14 protein-coding genes and 1 pseudogene are annotated in these 18,033 nt (G+C 37.8%); 12 read left to right on the top strand and 3 right to left on the bottom strand.

Translation table 11 applies throughout. The features are described 5' to 3' along the window. Positions 1-3 precede the first annotated feature (3 nt). The 5 genes from IQI_RS07450 to IQI_RS07430 all read left to right on the top strand — a co-directional run bounded on the left by IQI_RS07450 (position 4) and on the right by IQI_RS07430 (position 4,453). Entirely contained in the window at positions 4-936 is a 933-nt protein-coding gene (locus IQI_RS07450) for a type II secretion system F family protein (RefSeq protein WP_064092015.1), read from the top strand. Between the two features lie 148 nt (positions 937-1,084). Beyond that, on the top strand, positions 1,085-1,729 hold the full coding sequence (locus tag IQI_RS07445; protein WP_064092014.1) for a YczE/YyaS/YitT family protein: 645 nt from the start codon (positions 1,085-1,087) through the stop codon (positions 1,727-1,729). A gap of 90 nt (positions 1,730-1,819) precedes the next feature. After that, positions 1,820-2,302: a DinB family protein gene (locus IQI_RS07440; protein WP_082892624.1), complete on the top strand. Its 483-nt coding sequence runs from the start codon at positions 1,820-1,822 to the stop codon at positions 2,300-2,302. A 145-nt stretch (positions 2,303-2,447) separates the two neighbouring features. Then, positions 2,448-3,146, top strand: a complete 699-nt coding sequence (locus tag IQI_RS07435) for a DNA alkylation repair protein (protein ID WP_064092013.1) — start codon at positions 2,448-2,450, stop codon at positions 3,144-3,146. Positions 3,147-3,280: 134 nt separating this feature from the next. Further along, positions 3,281-4,453 carry a MalY/PatB family protein gene (locus IQI_RS07430; RefSeq protein WP_064092012.1) on the top strand — a complete coding sequence of 391 codons (1,173 nt, stop codon included), beginning with the start codon at positions 3,281-3,283 and terminating at the stop codon, positions 4,451-4,453. A 93-nt stretch (positions 4,454-4,546) separates the two neighbouring features. On the opposite strand, the gene IQI_RS07425 is transcribed toward IQI_RS07430, so the two are convergent. Then, a complete protein-coding gene (locus IQI_RS07425) occupies positions 4,547-6,181 on the bottom strand; it encodes an L-lactate permease (RefSeq protein ID WP_064092011.1) in 1,635 nt (544 codons plus the stop codon). Between the two features lie 280 nt (positions 6,182-6,461). Between IQI_RS07425 and IQI_RS07420 the strand changes: the two are divergent. From IQI_RS07420 to IQI_RS07410, 3 genes and pseudogenes are all read left to right on the top strand, one after another. Next, positions 6,462-6,899: pseudogene (locus tag IQI_RS07420) on the top strand (peroxiredoxin-like family protein); the annotation flags it as partial. Between the two features lie 241 nt (positions 6,900-7,140). Further along, positions 7,141-8,331, top strand: coding sequence for a glycine C-acetyltransferase (locus tag IQI_RS07415; protein ID WP_064092010.1), 1,191 nt, complete (start codon positions 7,141-7,143; stop codon positions 8,329-8,331). A 98-nt stretch (positions 8,332-8,429) separates the two neighbouring features. After that, positions 8,430-9,371: an L-threonine 3-dehydrogenase gene (locus tag IQI_RS07410; protein ID WP_064092009.1), complete on the top strand. Its 942-nt coding sequence runs from the start codon at positions 8,430-8,432 to the stop codon at positions 9,369-9,371. A 128-nt stretch (positions 9,372-9,499) separates the two neighbouring features. On the opposite strand, the gene IQI_RS07405 is transcribed toward IQI_RS07410, so the two are convergent. Beyond that, on the bottom strand, positions 9,500-10,024 hold the full coding sequence (locus tag IQI_RS07405) for an RDD family protein (RefSeq protein ID WP_064092008.1): 525 nt from the start codon (positions 10,022-10,024) through the stop codon (positions 9,500-9,502). 221 nt (positions 10,025-10,245) lie between these two features. Between IQI_RS07405 and IQI_RS07400 the strand changes: the two genes are divergently transcribed. After that, positions 10,246-12,651: a putative bifunctional diguanylate cyclase/phosphodiesterase gene (locus IQI_RS07400; RefSeq protein ID WP_064092007.1), complete on the top strand. Its 2,406-nt coding sequence runs from the start codon at positions 10,246-10,248 to the stop codon at positions 12,649-12,651. Positions 12,652-12,743: 92 nt separating this feature from the next. Further along, complete coding sequence (locus IQI_RS07395) at positions 12,744-14,288, top strand: hypothetical protein (RefSeq protein WP_064092006.1); 1,545 nt, start codon at positions 12,744-12,746, stop codon at positions 14,286-14,288. A 111-nt stretch (positions 14,289-14,399) separates the two neighbouring features. Here the strand turns inward: IQI_RS07395 and IQI_RS07390 are convergent, their stop codons facing one another. Continuing rightward, on the bottom strand, positions 14,400-15,758 hold the full coding sequence (locus IQI_RS07390; protein ID WP_064092005.1) for a YjiH family protein: 1,359 nt from the start codon (positions 15,756-15,758) through the stop codon (positions 14,400-14,402). Between the two features lie 378 nt (positions 15,759-16,136). Here IQI_RS07390 and IQI_RS07385 point away from each other — a divergent pair, with 378 nt between their 5' ends. Beyond that, a complete protein-coding gene (locus tag IQI_RS07385) occupies positions 16,137-17,012 on the top strand; it encodes an ABC transporter permease subunit (RefSeq protein ID WP_064092004.1) in 876 nt (291 codons plus the stop codon). Beyond that, positions 17,012-18,028 carry an ABC transporter permease gene (locus IQI_RS07380; protein ID WP_064092003.1) on the top strand — a complete coding sequence of 339 codons (1,017 nt, stop codon included), beginning with the start codon at positions 17,012-17,014 and terminating at the stop codon, positions 18,026-18,028. Before IQI_RS07385 ends, IQI_RS07380 begins: the two co-directional genes overlap by 1 nt. Positions 18,029-18,033 lie beyond the last annotated feature (5 nt).

Raw genomic sequence — 18,033 nt, 5'->3', positions numbered from 1 at the left:
CGTATGCTATATTTATCATTCTTCTTTTTTATCAGTTTATTTGTATACGGTTTAGTAGTTTTTCAAAGGGAAAAGAAGCAGAAAATCCATAAGCGTCTTTCTTCTGTGTTTGATGGAGAACGTGAAGCAGCCCCTAGTCTTGAAATGACGGCGGAAGCATCGAAATCTCCTTCTCATCTAAAAGGTTTTCTATCGGCCATTTTCAAACAGCTAAAACGTAACTTTGATCGCAAGCTCCCGAACGAGAAAGTTGAAAAGTTAGACATGAAGCTACTAAGAGCAGGAAGTCCTTTTGGAATGTCTCCTGTAGACTTCAGGATTATTCAATTAGGACTCTTTCTCTTAATTCCAATTGGAACGGTAATGTATGGGGTTTTGTTACAATTAAGCACAGCGATTATCGTCCTCCTAGCTTTGGTCGGCATGGCATTTGCTCGTTATTTACCTCACTATTATTTGAAAAAGAAGGCCCAGATTCGAAGCAAGGTCGCTCTGAAAGAACTACCAGATTTCTTAGATCTCTTAACGGTTAGTTTAGAAGCAGGATTAGGGTTTGATGGGGCCATTAGTAAGGTGGTTTCAAAGAAGCACGGAGTCCTTGCCCAGGAATTCAGACGCTGTCTGGAGGAAATGAGACTGGGGAAAACAAGGCGAGAATCATTAAGCGGAATTCGGGATCGCCTAATAACCGATGAAGTGAAAGCATTTATTAGTAGTATTGTTCAAGCAGAAAAGCTGGGTGTCGGACTTGTCCAGGTATTGCGTGTCCAATCAATAGAAGTTCGTGATCAACGAAAGCAGAGAGCAGAGGAAACGGCGATGAAGGCACCAATTAAAATGCTTTTCCCACTCGTTCTCTTCATATTTCCCAGCTTGTTTATTGTTTTATTGGGGCCGGCTGTCATTCAGTTTATTCAGACGTTTTCTCAGCAGTAATGAAAAGGGGCTATGGCCCCTTTTTTTATGTCTTCAACCTTTCTTTATCCCTACCAACCCCATAGGTTTTATGGAATTTTTTTGTTCCCTGTTCTGTGTTACAGTTATCCGGGTTAAGAAATACATTATGGTGTAGGAAGGGATTTTCATGAATAAAGAGACCGCTTTACGCTGGACGTTTTTCTTTGTTGGTCTTATGGTGCTTGCCTTTGGAATTACGTTAACGATTAAAGGGAAAGACCTAGGTATTGGACCTTGGGATGTGTTTCATTACGGATTGTTTAAACAGCTTGGCCTCACCATAGGAACATGGTCGATTATCGCAGGGTTTTTAATTTTACTTATAACAGGCATTGGAACAAAATCATTTCCGAAAATCGGTGCCTTTTTAAATATGCTACTCATTGGTATTTTTATAGATTTCTTTAATTATGTCATACCGAATCCACAATCTCTTTTGGCCCAATCCATTGTATTTGGGATAGGGATTATTGTATTAGGCTATGGAATCGGACTTTATGTTTCAGCAGATTTAGGAGCAGGACCAAGAGATAGTTTAATGCTTCTGGTAGTGGAAAAGACCGGATGGAAGGTTCAATGGGTACGAAATGGAATGGAAGTGATTGTCTTCTTCTTTGGTTGGCTATTAGGCGGGCCTGTTGGTATAGGGACCGTTATCATTGCATTAGGGATTGGCTCCATTGTTGGCTTTTCACTCCCTCAAAGTAAAAAGCTATTACATTTCTTAATGATGAAGCAAAGTACGAAAAGAGATAATCCTTTAGCGAGTTAAAAGGGTTGTCTCTTTTTTTATATTGAAAAGGTATTTCTCGATAAAGAAAGAAGTAAGTATAGAGAACGAAATACAGGAGAGTGTAGAAATATGACAATAACGAAATCGGATATTCATTATCACGTATGGGCAACTAATAAACTAGTAAGTTATATACAAACACTACCAGAAACTATTTTTCATCAGAAGTTACAAAGTGTGTTCCCATCCATTGAAAGGACACTGTTTCATATGTACGAAGTTGATGCCTTGTGGTTTTCACGCTTGCAGGAGCTTTCCTATCCTATCGAGGTAGAAGGATTTCAAGAGATAGTAGAATGTGAGTCTCGTTTCAATGAGCTTCAAAAAGACATGATGAGTTGGTATGAATTGAACGGAGATTCTTCTCAGGAAATTGCCTACGTAAATTCCTTAGGAGATGCCTTTACCCATACGACAACAGAAATTCTATATCATATCATCAATCACGGAACCTATCATCGTGGAAATATAACGGCTATGCTTTGGCAGCTAGGAGAAAAGAGTGTTCCTACGGATTATATTTACTATTTGAGAGAAATAGGGATCCGTTAAAAAATGAAAGAGCTTGTGGACTACTGCTACCTTTGTCATAAGCCAATATATTGTTTGGATGGTTTCTTTAATGGAGTAAATGTAGAAAATGGAAAAAATAGCTGTTTTGCATGCCAAGAACAAAAACAAGAAGAGGAGAATCCACATGAATCATAACTATGCCGATAAACTCATTGCTCAATTAAAAGGACATCAAAACGATGAAAACCGTGAAGCGATGGAAGCATATATGAGGAATCAGTTCGATTTTTTTGGCATTAAAACACCGGAACGAACAATCCTCCTTAGAGATTTTCTTAAGGAGAACGGTAAGCCGTCTGTTGAAGAGTTACCTGACATTGTTCGTTCTCTATGGGCTGAGCCTCAAAGAGAATGCCAATATATAGCCCTAACCCTTTTAGATAAACAATCGAGGCATTTAAAAAAGGAGCATTTATCTCTTTTAGAAGAACTGGCTATCGAAAAATCATGGTGGGATACGATTGACCATATTGCTTCAAACCTAGTAGGAAAAATCTATCGTACTGAAGACGACGACGCTTACTTAGAAAAATGGATCAAGTCAGAGAATATGTGGCTGAATCGAATCTCCATACTTCATCAGTTGAAGTACAAAGAAAACACAGATCAATCTCGATTGTTTCGATACATACTCCTACACCGGGATTCAAAGGAATTTTTTATTCAAAAAGCGATTGGGTGGGCATTAAGAGAATACTCAAAAACAAACCCAAAAGGTGTTTTCCAGTTTATTACGACAAATGAATTAGCCCCTCTTAGTACTAGAGAAGGATTGAAGCATATTAAGAAGGCAGAAAAGGAAGGGAAATCAGTCGGACAGTAGTGACCCTTTCCTTTTAAATATGATTCGGAAGTAATGAAGACCTGATGAAGATTCTCCCATTTATTCATTAGGTGTTCACCCTTCACCCAAGATAGTATAAAGTAAAGACATATAAGCAATAGGGGGGTTCGTGAATGAATTGGAATGATTGCATCGAGAGGTCGAATACACACTCTGTTAAATGGTCTTTCCCTATAGAGGACGTTATACCCATGTGTATTGCGGATATGGACTTTCAAGTTTCACCTGCCATTGTTGAAGCATTAAATAGAAAAGCACAGCATGGGATATACGGCTATTCAACCTTTAGTGAGCGTTACTTTAATTCCATTATTTCTTGGTGGAAGAAGCGTTTTAATATGGAAATCAATAAGGATTGGATTAGCTTCAGTCCTGGTATTATACCAGGAATCAACGTCTTATTGTCTGTGTTAACAAAGCCTGGTGATGGTGTAATTATTCAATCTCCAGTGTATTACCCTTTTTATAGTACGATTGAAAATCACGGCTGTTCAATCATAAACAACACCCTTCTCTATAAAGATGGAGAATACTCCATCGATTTTCAAGACTTAGAGGAGAAAGCTCGTCATGCTAAAACAAAGCTTCTTATTCTTTGCAGTCCCCATAATCCCGTTGGTCGAGTGTGGACAAGGGATGAGCTGGAGAGAATCGGGGACATAGCCTTAAGGCATGATCTATGGGTGATTTCAGATGAAATGCACGGAGATCTAGTTTATGAAGGGTATGAACATATTCCTTTGTTTAAAAATAATGACCGTATTTTAGAAAAAAGTATTCTTTGTGCAGCACCAAGTAAAACCTTTAATATCGCAGGACTTCAAACGTCCATTCTTTTAATTCCAAATAAAGACTTAAGGGATCAATACAATGAAAAGCTTACAGGCTTCGGGCTGATGCGTCCGAATGTGTTTGGTATTGAAGGAACGATTGCGGCATATGAAGAAGGGGAGCCTTGGTTAAGGGAATTGCAAATGGTATTAGAAGAAAACAAGCAGTATGTTTTAAATTATTTAGAACAGCATCTGCCGGAACTTAAAGGGATTGTTCCACAAGCAACTCATCTTATTTGGATCGACTGTTCTAAATTAGGAATGGAATCCGAAGAACTGTGCACCTTCTTCTTAGAAAAAGCGAAAGTCAAATTTGATGAAGGCTTCAAATTCGGGAGTAGTGGAAACAAATTTGTCCGGATGAACATCGCCTGCCCAAAAGAACGAATCGACCTTGCCCTACGCAGAATGCACCAAGTCATCCTGGAACAACGAATCAACCAACATGCATAAACCTGTTCAAATAAATTTTGAGGGACGGACCTCTTAAGAGTAAATGCGCATAATAACAGCATTTGCTCTTAGAAGAGGTCCGTCCCTCTATTCTTACAGGATGATGGCGCCGATGATACCGGAGAGGAGAACGTAGATGAGCATAGGGAGTACGGTTATACGAATGATTTGTCCTTCTTTGCCGCTTAGTTGGACGACGGAAGCGGCGGCTACGACGTTTAGGACGCAGACCATATTTCCAGCGTTTGCTCCAAGCACTTGGAGAGATAAAATGACTTGATGATCTACTCCAATTTTGTCTGCTACACTAAACTGGAAGAGAGAGAACATCATATTACTAAAGGTAGCACTCCCGGATATGAAGGATCCTAACGCCCCGATGAGTGGAGCAACAAATGGCCATCCTTCTCCAACTAATCCAGACACAGCAGTAGCTAATTCCATTGGCATGCTTAGAAGCTCACTGTTATTTACACCGGAATTAATGAAAATTCTCACCATAGGAACTGCAGCCATCAACGAAATCATACTGCTTTTCATACCACTGATTGATTGGGCAAGTGTATCTATTACTTCCCCTTTTGCCATTCGGTGGATCAAAACGGTCATAAGCATAACGAAAATAAAAATGGTGCCTGGTAAATAAAGTGGCTCAAATTGAGTAGAAATCTCTGTACCTAAAATAGTAGTCCAACCTATTTTCAGGCTGCGAAGCCATCCTTTAAAGGGAAGAATATCAAGTCTTGTTAAGACCAAAAGTAACGCCACAAGAGTATAAGGAGTCCATGCTAACCAAATGGGCATATTCATTTCACCTGGGGCTGCTTTCGCCACTTTAGGCTGATCCGTAAAGTCCCAAGTGTGCTCAGGTAATAAAAACCCTCTCTTCGCTGCGGGTACAACAATACCTAATCCCACTAATCCACCAATAATGGATGGGAATTCAGGTCCTAGGAAGATGGCTACCAGTAATGCAGGCACCGTAAAGGAGAACCCGGAAAAAAGTGAGAATTTCCAAAGGGCGAGTCCTTCCTTCCAAGAATGATTTTGACCAAAAAAACGAGTGAGTATCATCACAAGAAATAAAGGAATAAAGCTCCCGATAAACATATCAATACTAACAGCTTGACCTGCAATCCCGGCAAGATAATCTAACATAGATTGATCTTCAATTGTATGAGCAACTTGGTCTGCTAAAGTTCCTCCCTGTCTTAGTCCTTGATCGATCCCCACCATAACAGGAGTACCGACGGCACCGAAAGAAACAGCACTACTATCAGCGATGAGGGCTAAGGATACGGCTGCCAACGGAGGAAAGCCTAATGCAACTAATAAAGGAGCTCCAAGGGCAGCGGGAGTACCAAATCCAGCAGCACCTTCAATAAATGATCCAAATAACCAAGCGATAATAATTAATTGAACACGCCGGTCTGGGGAAATTTCAGAAAAGCCATTTCTTATGGCATCCATGGCTCCACTATGATTTAGGGTATTAAGAAGTAAAATCGCTCCAAAAACTATCCAAAGAATAGAGATGGCAATGATCATTCCTTCAATCGTAGCAGCCCCTATTTGAATAATGGGTATTTTCCAAAAAGCGAGGCCAAGTATAGTGGTAGCAAGGAAGCTTATTGGCATGGCGATGGAGGCGGGTAAACGAATAATGACAAGAAAAACAAAGACCGCAATGATTGGTGTTATAGATGTGATTAGCTCGAAAATATTCATTTCTTTCACCTGCTTGTATGGAATACGTTTATTTTACCTTAAGATTGCTCACTGTTTCACATACTAATTTGAACGGTTTATGACAGTTGAATCCTTTCTCGTTGATTCTTCTTCCCACTATTAGGTAAGATAAGAGAATAAAGTGCGATTTGGAGGGTATGAAATGAACTTTAGTTTAGAACAACCCAATGCAAGTGAACAGGTTAATATTCAATCACTGCTTCAAAATCAAAAGTCCGCCGTTATTTATGTTCGTCACCTTGGCTGACCCGTTTGTCGGAATTACCTCATGCAGTTGCGTGAGTCCGTGGAAAAATTTAATCAACGAGATGTTCAGGTGATCATCATCGCTCCATCTAAAGGGAGTTTTGTAGATCAATTTATAGAAGCCTTTGGTCCGTTTCCATTTCCTATATATGGCGACCCAAAGCGAGAGGGATATAGACAAGCAGGAACTGTTACCATGGCAAAATGGAAGCTCCTTTCAAAAGCTTTGTTTGGCTTTGTTACGGGAAAAGTGAAAAACTTCTTTCCTGATGATCAAAGTCAAAAGAGATTTGTTCAAAAATCCATGAAAACACAAGATGTGTTTATTCAAGGAGCTACATTTCTCTTTAACGATAAAGGAAATGTGGTATGGAAGCATGTGGATCAGTCTCCTGAGGATCATGCTTCATTAAAAACGGTCTTAAAAATGATTGATGAAAAACTCTTATAAGCCTACTTTTTTTGGTTCTCTGCTACAGTTTACGCAAGAAAAACTGTAGCTTTTTTTACTTATCGGGAACACTACTAAATGAGATGGTATTTTTGAATAATTTTGTCCATCAGAAAAAAACATGTTAAACTAGTAATTAGAGTAATAACTAGTAACTATAATGAACGATCCTTATAATTATGTTTTTTTGGAGTGGACATTTGTTTTTAAAGCGTTTACATAAAATGAGGAGGAATCTGAAATGACAAGTAAAACATTAGATCATTTTCTACAGGAAAATCTGGAAGATTTAAAATCACGTGGTTTATATAATGAGATTGATCCTTTACAAGGTGCAAACGGTCCTATGATTACGATTGGAGGTAAGAAACTTGTAAACCTATCTTCTAATAACTATCTTGGGTTAGCAACGGATGAACGTTTAAAGAAGGTAGCCATTGAAGCCGTTAAAGAATACGGAGTTGGTTCTGGAGCTGTTCGTACGATAAATGGAACATTAGATCTTCATGTGAAATTAGAAGAAAAGCTGGCTAAATTCAAAGGAACAGAGGCGGCAATCGCTTATCAATCGGGATTCAACTGTAATATGGCAGCTATTTCAGCGGTTATGGATAAAAATGATGCGATTCTTTCTGATGAATTAAATCATGCCTCAATTATTGATGGATGTCGTTTATCTAAAGCGAAAATCATTCGATTCAATCATTCAGACATGGAAGATCTTCGTGCGAAAGCGAAAGAAGCAACGGAATCTGGACAATACAATAAAGTAATGATTATTACGGATGGTGTATTTTCAATGGATGGCGATGTGTGTAAGCTTCCTGAAATCGTTGAAATCGCAGAAGAATTCGATATTATGACTTATGTGGATGACGCTCACGGTTCTGGAGTACTTGGAAAAGGCGCTGGAACGGTTAAACACTTTGGACTAGCTGATAAAGTAGATTTCCAAATGGGAACTCTATCAAAAGCAATCGGAGTCGTTGGGGGCTATGTAGCAGGAACTCAAAACCTAATCGATTGGTTAAAAGTCCGCTCTCGTCCATTTTTATTCTCAACATCTCTGACTCCAGCGGACGTAACGGCTTGTACAGAAGCATTAGATTTAATCATGAACAGTACAGAGTTACAAGATAACATGTGGGAGAACAGCCGTTACTTAAAAGAAGAGCTTAAAAAGCTAGGCTTTGATATCGGGAATAGTGAGACCCCTATTACACCCGTTATCATCGGTGAAGAGAAAGCGACACAAGACTTCAGTAAGCGTCTTTACGAAGAAGGTGTTTATGCGAAATCCATCGTGTTCCCAACTGTCCCAAGAGGTACAGGTCGCGTGAGAAATATGCCATCTGCGGCACATACAAAGGAAATGCTTGATGCGGCAGTAGCTGCTTATGAAAAAGTAGGGAAAGAGATGGGAATTATTTAATCCCATTTGAAAATATGTTTTTACAGGGTCTGGCTATATAAGTCAGCCCTCTCTGTTTGAATAGAAAAAAAGTGAAGGTAAAAGCAGGAGGAACGACAATGAAAAAGATCTTACTTACAGGAGCATTGGGACAAATCGGTTCTGAGCTTACAACAAAGCTTCGTCACGTGTACGGTTCTGACAATGTCATTGCAACGGATATTCGGGAAACAGACAGTGCCGTTGTAAAAAACGGACCGTTTGAAAAATTAGATGTAACAGATGCAGAAAAAATGTTTGATATTGCTAAGAAAAACAACGTGGATACGATTATCCACTTAGCTGCTTTACTATCGGCGACAGCTGAAGCAAAGCCTCTCTTAGCATGGAATTTAAATATGGGTGGATTGGTGAATGCACTTGAAACGGCGAGAGAACTAGATTGTCAATTTTTCACACCAAGTTCAATCGGAGCTTTCGGTCCTAGTACACCAAAGGACTCTACCCCTCAAGACACGATTATGCGCCCAACGACTATGTATGGAGTAAATAAAGTATCAGGGGAACTTCTTTCTGATTATTACTTCAATAAATTTGGAGTGGATACTAGAGGACTTCGCTTCCCAGGTCTTATTTCTTATGAGACACTTCCTGGCGGAGGAACCACGGATTATGCCGTCGAAATATATTATGAAGCGATAAAAAACAATCGTTATACTTCTTACATTGGAGAAGGCACCCACATGGATATGATGTATATGCCTGATGCTTTAAATGCAATCATTGATTTAATGGAAGCGGATGGTTCAAAGCTTGAACATCGAAATTCCTTTAACGTTTCTGCTATGAGTGTAGCTCCTGAAGATATTGCAAAAGCAATCCAAGTACATCAGCCGGAATTCACCCTCAATTATGAAGTAGATCCTGTTCGTCAAAGCATTGCTGAAAGCTGGCCTAATGCTATTGATTCCAGTGCTGCCATGAAGGAATGGGGTTTTAAAGCAGAATTCGATTTAGCTAAAATGACGAAAGATATGCTGGATACCCTGAAAAACAAATAAGAACATGGTTCTGTTTTAAGTCCTAAAAAAGACTCGTCGAAATCGACGAGTCTTTTGACTATATCGTACTCTTACTTGATCATCCGCATATTCAATTAAAGCAAAAAAGAAGTTCGTATGCCATCATTTTAACGATTGATCCACTTTTCACCGAGACCACTTTTTACTTGTACTACTTCCGACTGCGATAATTTGTCAGCCAAAAAGGGTTTCTTTTGACTTCTAAAAAAAGGTATTTTTAAAATTAAAGTAGGGAATAAAACAATATGAAAGAATATCCTCTTTACGATTTGTTTAATCGTAAGTCTTTGGTTTGTAGTTAGTGATATCGTTTTAATTTTCAATATCATATCTCCTGGGGTTTGTGTAAAAATACTGATGAAAAAGATATAGTATGAAATTGCGAAGCCAAAAATGGATAGTAACTTAAAATGTGGAGCAAATCCAAGATTACCTATTATGGAATAAAAAAATAATAATGGGATAAAATCAATTCCATTTGAAAGCATCCTTCTTGTCAGACCAGCTCTAATATATAGTTCACCATTGAGTTGAAAAGTCCTGATTGATTCCATTTCATATTCATTTCGAACCTGAAGTCGGAGAAAATATATCATGATAAATAAAATGATTAAGTTCCATATATAATCCATATTGGTCCCCCTCTTTTATCCTATCATTCTATTACTACCTCAATTTTTAAGAAAGAAACTGTCATCCTCACCGAAAACAACTTCTATATTCTTCTAAATACCCACATTCTTTAAAATAAGAACCCTCCATTAACAAAAATCACTAATTGCTTGATTATTAGAAAAATTTGTCGAAATAAATGGTATAATCTTTAAAAAATGTAGAAGAAAGGGGGATATTCATGAATGACGTTTGGATGTATTTATTTTTTATAGTAGCCAGTATTCTTTTATCGTCTATTTGCTGCTACCTGGCACTTAAGGAAGCCCATCAAACGAAGGGGAATAAACAATTTAATAATAAAAAAGAGCAATTCCTTTCTGCCTTTATTTATACGATTTTCTATTGTTTGTTACATGCCTCAATTACCTTAATCTTGTCATATCAATTGTTTTTTGAGCGTTTCTTGATGTTTGTCCCTGTTTTCTTTGTTGTTTGTTTTATATGTGTATATGTTTCCCTTTCTCTATTTCAAGGAGTAAATACAGAGAAAGTCAAATTTGTACAGGGTGGCCTTATTTTTTCCTCTATTATGGTGTTTGGAAATTTCTTTACCTATATGGGTTTGATGTACCCCTATTTAGTTTTTAAACCGGTTTATGCTGCCCTAACGATTCTTATGACCTTTGGAGCTACATTTCCATATTTTCGAATGCTATTACAGATAAACAATCAAGACATTCCGCGTTATGGTGTGAAACACGAACTTATGTGGAGTCTTATTATGGGGCTTGGTTTTGTAGGGGTGACCTACTTAACAGGCTATTCTCTCCTATCTACTGAGCAGTTCGGTAGTCTCTTAAACTCTATGGAGGAATCAAAACTCATCCCTTATATGATGGAATTGGCAATTCTTCTCGTGCTTTGGTTTATTCCTGATTGGTTAGCTGAAGAGAAGCATCAAAAGCAAATAAAGAAGATTCTGGAAAAAGAACAGCAATATAAATCTCTCTATGATAATAATTTATCAGCTATCTACACCTTCAACCGTGATGGGCAGATAGTCGAGGCAAACCAAAAAGTGACAGAAATTACAGGTCACTCTGTGGATGTGATTTTGGGGAAATCTTTTCATGATTATGTATGGCATGAAGACCTTTCTAGTGTTCAAGGAGCTTTTGAAAAAGCATTACTGGGAGAAGCTTTGAATAAGGATATTCGGATTGTTCATCAACAAGGACATTTGATCTCGGTGCACATCATTGTTGTTCCTTTAACCCTTAACGGCACAGTTTCTGGAGTTCATGTTTTAGCTACTGATATAACGGCTTCCATTGAAGCAGAGAAAAAAATTCATTATCTTGCCTATCACGATGAACTAACGGGCATTCCAAACCGACGGCATTTTAAAGAAGTATTTGAAGAGGAAAAAAGTAGAAATAAGGGAATGGCTCTCCTGCTTCTTGATCTTAACCGATTTAAGATTGTAAATGATACGCTGGGTCATGGATACGGTGATGAACTGATATCACAGGTTGGGAAGAGGTACTCAGACGCTTTAAAAGAAGTAGGATTTATAGCAAGAATGAGTGGTGACGAATTTATTGTTTTGCTACCTGGATTCTATTGTAGAAGTGAAATTGGTGACGTAGCAAAAAGAATTCATGAGGTGTTAGAAACACCTTTCCAAATAGGGGGACACGAGATTATCACCTCTACATCGATTGGGATATCCATGTATCCAAGTGATGGAAAAGATTTGTCTACTTTACTTAAAAAAGCTGATATCGCTATGTACAATGCTAAAAGTAGTGCAGGTGTTCACCAACTGCAGTTCTCGGATCAGTTAGAGGAAAAAGGCATTAACCCCATACAATTAGAAGAAGATTTAAGAAAAGCTCTTCATAACAAAGAGTTTGAGCTATATTATCAGCCTCAGGTGTCACTTAAATCAAATGAGGTTGTGGGAGTCGAGGCCTTAGTAAGGTGGAATCATCCAGTAAAAGGATTAATTCCCCCAGGGGATTTTATTCCGTTAGCTGAAGAAACAGGATTAATTATTCCATTAGGTGAGCAGGTTCTTAGAAAAGCATGCGAACAGCTGAAGAAGTGGTTAGGGCAGGGACATGAATTAAGGGTATCCGTAAATGTTTCCTCCCGACAGTTTCATAATGACGAATTTGTTGGAATCGTTAAACAAACGATTGAAAATACAAATATACCTCCTCATTTTCTTGAGATTGAAATAACTGAAAGCACGACTATGCACAATGTTCATCGGGCACTAAAAAAACTAAATGATTTGAGGAATCTAGGTGTTTCCATTGCTATTGATGACTTTGGAATAGAGTACAGTTCTTTAAGTTACCTTCAGAAATATTCGATTCAAACGTTGAAAATTGACCGTAGTTTTATCATGGGGATCGATGACAATACGTCGAATAAAGCGATTATTTCAGCGATACTGGCAATGGCAAAGCACTTAGGATTAAGCATCGTGGCAGAAGGTGTTGAAACCGAATCACAATTGGAATGGTTAACAAGTATTCAGTGTGAATATGTTCAAGGCTATTTTTATAGTAAACCCGTCCCCTCGGATGAATTAATAGAGTATCTTTTGAGTCGAAATAAAACCGTGCCTGCTTAAGTTTTAAAATTTTGGAAAAAAATGGTGTAACAAAAAGATTTTTGTGCTAAAATTCAGAAAGTCAGCATGTATGTATTACGAGGGGGATGTAAATGAGAGAGAAATTGAAAGTGTTTGGTATACCAATTATGGTGATGCTTCTATTTGTTTTGGCTTTATTTGTCCACCAGCTAGTACTGGTAAAGGAATTACCACAACCAAATTGGAGTCGTTCCATTCCATTGGAGTATACTTCTGAAGAACGACCACAAGTGTTTAGTAATAAGGAAGATGTGTTTTTTGCGGGTGATGGGAAAGTGCATCAGTTTACTTTGGATCAAAAATTAAACACAAAAGATAAAGTAATGGATACCAAAATAACAAGAGGGTACCCGTTTTGGGCAGATGGAAAGAAGTTTGTATATTATAAAGATGAAGACCTGGTGTCAACAGTTGATCAACAGGATACCATTCTATCATCAGGAATTACAGGATTAGGAACAGGAGTGAATGATGTTTATTTCTGGAGTAACCAAGAGCTTAAGCATTATAACCCTCAAGAAGGTTCCCTTACAAATGTTCATTCATTTCCATCAGAAGTATCAGCCGTTCACGTCGGAGACAATGGAAGCGGAATTGTTCAAGTGAAATTAGATGATACACGAGATTATGTGTATTATATGGATGAAAATCAGGAAGTAAGTAAAGAACCTTTCCTGGTGTTAAATACGTCTCCGAATAAGAAGGTAGATCATCTAACATATCATGTAAAGAATGAAGAGCTTATATTGTTATACAGTGAAAAATCAAGAACTCAAGGTAATTTATCTTATAAAGTTTATAAAGTTCAAGTACCTCTTAATGAAATCGGAAGCAGTATAGAAAAAGGAACGGCGATAGAATTTGTCAACCATGAAAATGGTGAGAAACTTTCAAGTCCAAGCGGTGCGGAATTCGTAAATGTTAGTGGGAAAGAAGCGGTTATGTTTACCTCAGAAGGTCAGCGAATTGGGGACAATAGTTCCATCAAACTGTATCTTGCTCCTTATGAGGATCGTACAACCCTTGAAGGATTACCTATAAGTACATCGAAGCATGTGACATACTCACCGGAAAAGGTAGGTCAGTCATTGGTTTGGTTAAGCTATGATGGTGATACATATGAATTATTTGCAGCTTCACAGGATAAAGAGGTTATGGCTGCAAGTGCAGAATGGTCAAGTAGAAGTGTAAAAGAAGCCATAAATAATGGTGTTGTCATGATGTTTAGTAGTTTAATAACAGTATTAACATCTTTCTATTGGGTTTTACCGTCTCTGTTTCTACTGATCATTATGTATATTTTTAAGCCTAATACTTTTGAAACAGAGGGGATTAACTGGGTTGAATATGCATCCATTGTGATCTTCTTAATCATGCCTATAAACTATACAAGCGATGCAATGAATGCGTACTTCTATCAAATGGCACCAGACTATATTACCTTCCCAGGTGGAGGTTATGCCCTGCTGCTTCTAATTAGTGTAGTGACAACGATTATTTGGAAAATAGGCCGTGACCCCGATTGGGGAGCATTCGCTGGAGCGTTTTACTTCATGGGAGTTTACATTCTCTTTTACATTACTTCAATCGGTCCATATATTTTCAATCTCTTTTAACGTTGTATACGATAGGTTCAACTTATAAACGAAACTAGATTAGAAATGGATTTTACCAATAAAACAATGAATAAAGGCTAGGTTCAGATCTGAACCTAGCCTTTTGCTTATTTAGAAAATAATATGAGCGATCCCGACAATAACAAACAATGTTAAGAATGTACGTTGTAAGAAGATGATGACTAGGTCTTTGAAATCCACTGGGATTTTCGAGCCAAGCAATAATCCTCCAACTTCAGACATGTAGATCAATTGAGTAACGGATAAACAAGCAATGACAAAGCGTGTTAAATCACTTTCGATCCCAGATCCGAAGATAGCTGGAAGGAACATGTCTGCAAAACCAACAAGAATGGATTTAGAAGCTTCAGTTGCTTCCGGAACTTGAAGTATTTCCAGTAAAGGAATAAACGGCATTCCAATCCATTCGAAAAACTTTGTATTCTCAGCTACAATCAGGGCCGTGGTTCCTATCGCCATAACAATCGGTGCCACACCCATCCACATATCAAGTACGTTTTTCATTCCATCAGTAAAGAATTTGGAGATGCAGTTGTTATTTCTAGCTTGAACAAGCGCTTGTTCATACCCGTATCCAGCACGACTGTATCCTTCAGGAATAACATCCATTGTGTTTTTCCCTTCCTGATCATTGTAATACGTATCGGGTTTACGTGATAAAGGAGGGATTCTAGGTAAAATGATAGCGGCTAAAATACCAGCAATAGCTACTGTAATATAAAATGGGATGAAGAATTCTCCAAGCCCAACCTCAGAAATGACAACTAAACTGAAGGTGATGGATACAACGGAAAAGGTCGTTCCAATAATGGCTGCTTCCTTTTTCGTGTAATAACCTTCTTCATATTGTTTGTTCGTAAGTAAGACCCCTATGGTTCCATCTCCTAGCCATGATGCTAAACAATCAATAGAAGAGCGACCGGGTAAACCAAATACAGGTCTCATGATTTTCGTTAATAAAGCTCCAAATAACTCTAGTAATCCGAAATTAAGTAATAAGGGTAAGAAGAGTCCAGCAAATAAAAATACAGAGAATAATATAGTAAGGAGCCCATCAGGATTTAATAGAAGTCCTCCAGTGGCGTCTGACCAAACCCACTCTGGCCCTAACTTAAATAATGTCATAACAGCAAATACTGCACCTAGAACTCGCACGGCAACCCATACAGGTCTTACATCAAATAAGTTTGAGAAAAAAGGTGACTTAGAAATAATGGAAGGTCCTATTAACTTCGTAACGATAGTACCAATGACAGTTAAAAGAATTAACCCCGTCATGATGGCAGGTACGTAGCTGCCCATCCAATTTTGTAGCCAGCCTGATAGGATAGCGATTGGGATGGTTATACCGTCTTTTGTTTGAATTGGGACCATAAATAGAAAAATTCCCAGTAGGGAAGGAATAATAAATCGTAAATGACTGACTAGTGTAAAACGATGTTGATTCATAGATTCACCTCAGAAGATATTTGTAACGAAAAATGAAACTTTATTCATTTTAATGTATACATATAAAAATGTCCATAGGAAGTGCTACTTTTCCCTATTTTGCCGTACTTATCTGTATTTCCCAATAAATAAATTTGTGAAACATTTTTGTTCCATCTTTTTTAAACGAAATGGACATTCGTCTTGAGTATATGTAAGAAAACGCTTTCTACCCTCCCCTCGCATTTTATTTTACTAAAATTTTAAAAAATTTCAAATCATTTGAGAGGTATATAGGAAGAGATTATAACTTGTAAAATATTTCAAACTAATTAAATGAATTATGATAATATTATCAAAAGATAGAATATATTGTTTATTAACGTTGGGGGCAATGGTATGAAAAAAATCATTCAAGTGGTCATTCAATTTCTCTTTTCGTGTGTTGGAATTGTGTTAGTGGGGGCATTGCCAGTCTTACTAAGTGGTATAAATCAGCGCAAATTACAGTTCAGTCAGTATGGACAGACAGTAAAAGAGATTGTTCAAGCTCTATTTAATGCAGGAGAGTTGAAATATGTAGTAATTGGTGGACAAGGTGAGCGAGAGCTATTTCCATATTTGTGGGACCCAATAGTCTATTCTCTTACAGTCCTGTTAGGGGCTTTACTCCTCGCTTGTGTTATTGCACTATGCTTAACGATTCTTTCCATGATGTTTTCTGAAAGAATACGAGGAAAGTTAAAGCTGGTCTTTTATACACTCGAATCTATTCCGGATTTATTTATCATTTTGATTACCCAGATTTTTGTTATTTTCTTTTTTAAACAAACAGGCATATTACTCCTTGAAATTGCAGCCGTAAATGAACAAAAGGCCTTTCTTTTACCTATAATCTGTTTAGCTATCCTGCCAACGATTCAATTGTACAGACTTTCCATGCTGACATTTGAAGAGGAATTTCGTAAAAACTATGTTGAGCTTGCCTTTTCCATTGGATTAGGAAGACTGCTTGTGATAACGAAGCACATTTTTAGAAACGCCATCATCAGTGTGTTTTTTCAATCTAAAAAAACGGTTTGGTTTATGCTTTCAAATCTGTTTGTATTAGAGTTGTTGTTCAATATCGCAGGGATTACGAGGTTTTTAATGTCTACTCCTCAGCCTAAAATCTTTACAGTTTCCTTACTTGCATTCTTTATTCCAATCTTTCTTTTCTATACTTTAGGAGAATGGATTCTGTCGAGAAAATCAAATCATGGGGAGGCATTGTAATGAAAAACGTCTTTAAACAGCCACTGTTTTTAATTGGCTTTCTCTTTATCACCCTTATGCTCGTCGCAAGCTTCACCTATACGTTTATTTGGGGCATTGATATTAGGAAGCTATATTATATTTATGAGAATGGAAAACTGGTAGAAGGAGCTCCCCTTTCACCGAGGTGGAGTTTCCCTTTTGGAACCGATCAACTTGGCTATGACCTATTAGGGAAAATATTAATCGGCGCAAAGTATACCATTTTGGCAACTATTGCTGTTGCAGCTCTGAGAGTCCTTATCGCTCTTCCTTTCGGCTTCCTTTTAGGGACATTCTTTAGTAAACAAAAAAACTATATTAATGGATTAATAGACTCTTTTCATTATGTCCCATTAACTATTATTGCTTACTATATATTAAGACCAGTTCTGTGGGAGCCATTTGAAGGATTTCAAACGAGCTTAGCTGAAAGACTCATTGTTGAAGTACTCATTCTATCACTTCTAACGGTGCCGGTAATTGTGGTGTTAATCGGTAATGAAGCGTCCCTTATCCATAAGCAGGAATTTGTTCTTAGTGCAAAAACCCTTGGAGCAGGTCCTTTTCGTATTATTAGAAAGCATATTTATCCAGTACTAAGAGAAAAGCTATTTATCATATTTGGTCAGGAAATGATGCAGACGTTAATCATCCTTTCTCATTTAGGGTTGTTGAGGCTTTTTTTAGGGGGGACAAATATCGATTATTCAGGAATGGCAGACCCACCAAGGTCGATTTCATATGAATGGTCCGGTTTGATTGGTGATGCCTTTAGGTATATTCAGACAGCACCTTGGATTCCATTAACACCTATTCTTTTCTTCGCAGCCACGATACTCTCTGTGGCCTTTATGATAGAAGGATATGTTCGTGCTACATCTGGACGATCCCACTATTTTAAAAAACCTAGAAAGATGAATAGAACGAACATCAACAAGAAAGAATTGTACCAACCTACTCCGGAAGATTTTGAGTACTCTCAAAAAACCGGCTAACAAAG

This window comes from Rossellomorea aquimaris TF-12 (assembly GCF_001648555.1).
Lineage (GTDB): Bacteria > Bacillota > Bacilli > Bacillales > Bacillaceae_B > Rossellomorea > Rossellomorea aquimaris.
This window is presented reverse-complemented; position numbering and strand designations above follow the sequence as displayed.

Coding starts and splice junctions, on each gene's coding strand:
- IQI_RS07400 (WP_064092007.1), top strand. CDS start 10,246: ATGAATGACGTTTGGATGTATTTATTTTTTATAGTAGCCAGTATTCTT.
- IQI_RS07380 (WP_064092003.1), top strand. CDS start 17,012: ATGAAAAACGTCTTTAAACAGCCACTGTTTTTAATTGGCTTTCTCTTT.
- IQI_RS07445 (WP_064092014.1), top strand. CDS start 1,085: ATGAATAAAGAGACCGCTTTACGCTGGACGTTTTTCTTTGTTGGTCTT.
- IQI_RS07415 (WP_064092010.1), top strand. CDS start 7,141: ATGACAAGTAAAACATTAGATCATTTTCTACAGGAAAATCTGGAAGAT.
- IQI_RS07405 (WP_064092008.1), bottom strand. CDS start 10,024: ATGGATTATATATGGAACTTAATCATTTTATTTATCATGATATATTTT.
- IQI_RS07390 (WP_064092005.1), bottom strand. CDS start 15,758: ATGAATCAACATCGTTTTACACTAGTCAGTCATTTACGATTTATTATT.
- IQI_RS07385 (WP_064092004.1), top strand. CDS start 16,137: ATGAAAAAAATCATTCAAGTGGTCATTCAATTTCTCTTTTCGTGTGTT.
- IQI_RS07410 (WP_064092009.1), top strand. CDS start 8,430: ATGAAAAAGATCTTACTTACAGGAGCATTGGGACAAATCGGTTCTGAG.
- IQI_RS07395 (WP_064092006.1), top strand. CDS start 12,744: ATGAGAGAGAAATTGAAAGTGTTTGGTATACCAATTATGGTGATGCTT.
- IQI_RS07430 (WP_064092012.1), top strand. CDS start 3,281: ATGAATTGGAATGATTGCATCGAGAGGTCGAATACACACTCTGTTAAA.
- IQI_RS07440 (WP_082892624.1), top strand. CDS start 1,820: ATGACAATAACGAAATCGGATATTCATTATCACGTATGGGCAACTAAT.
- IQI_RS07425 (WP_064092011.1), bottom strand. CDS start 6,181: ATGAATATTTTCGAGCTAATCACATCTATAACACCAATCATTGCGGTC.
- IQI_RS07450 (WP_064092015.1), top strand. CDS start 4: ATGCTATATTTATCATTCTTCTTTTTTATCAGTTTATTTGTATACGGT.
- IQI_RS07435 (WP_064092013.1), top strand. CDS start 2,448: ATGAATCATAACTATGCCGATAAACTCATTGCTCAATTAAAAGGACAT.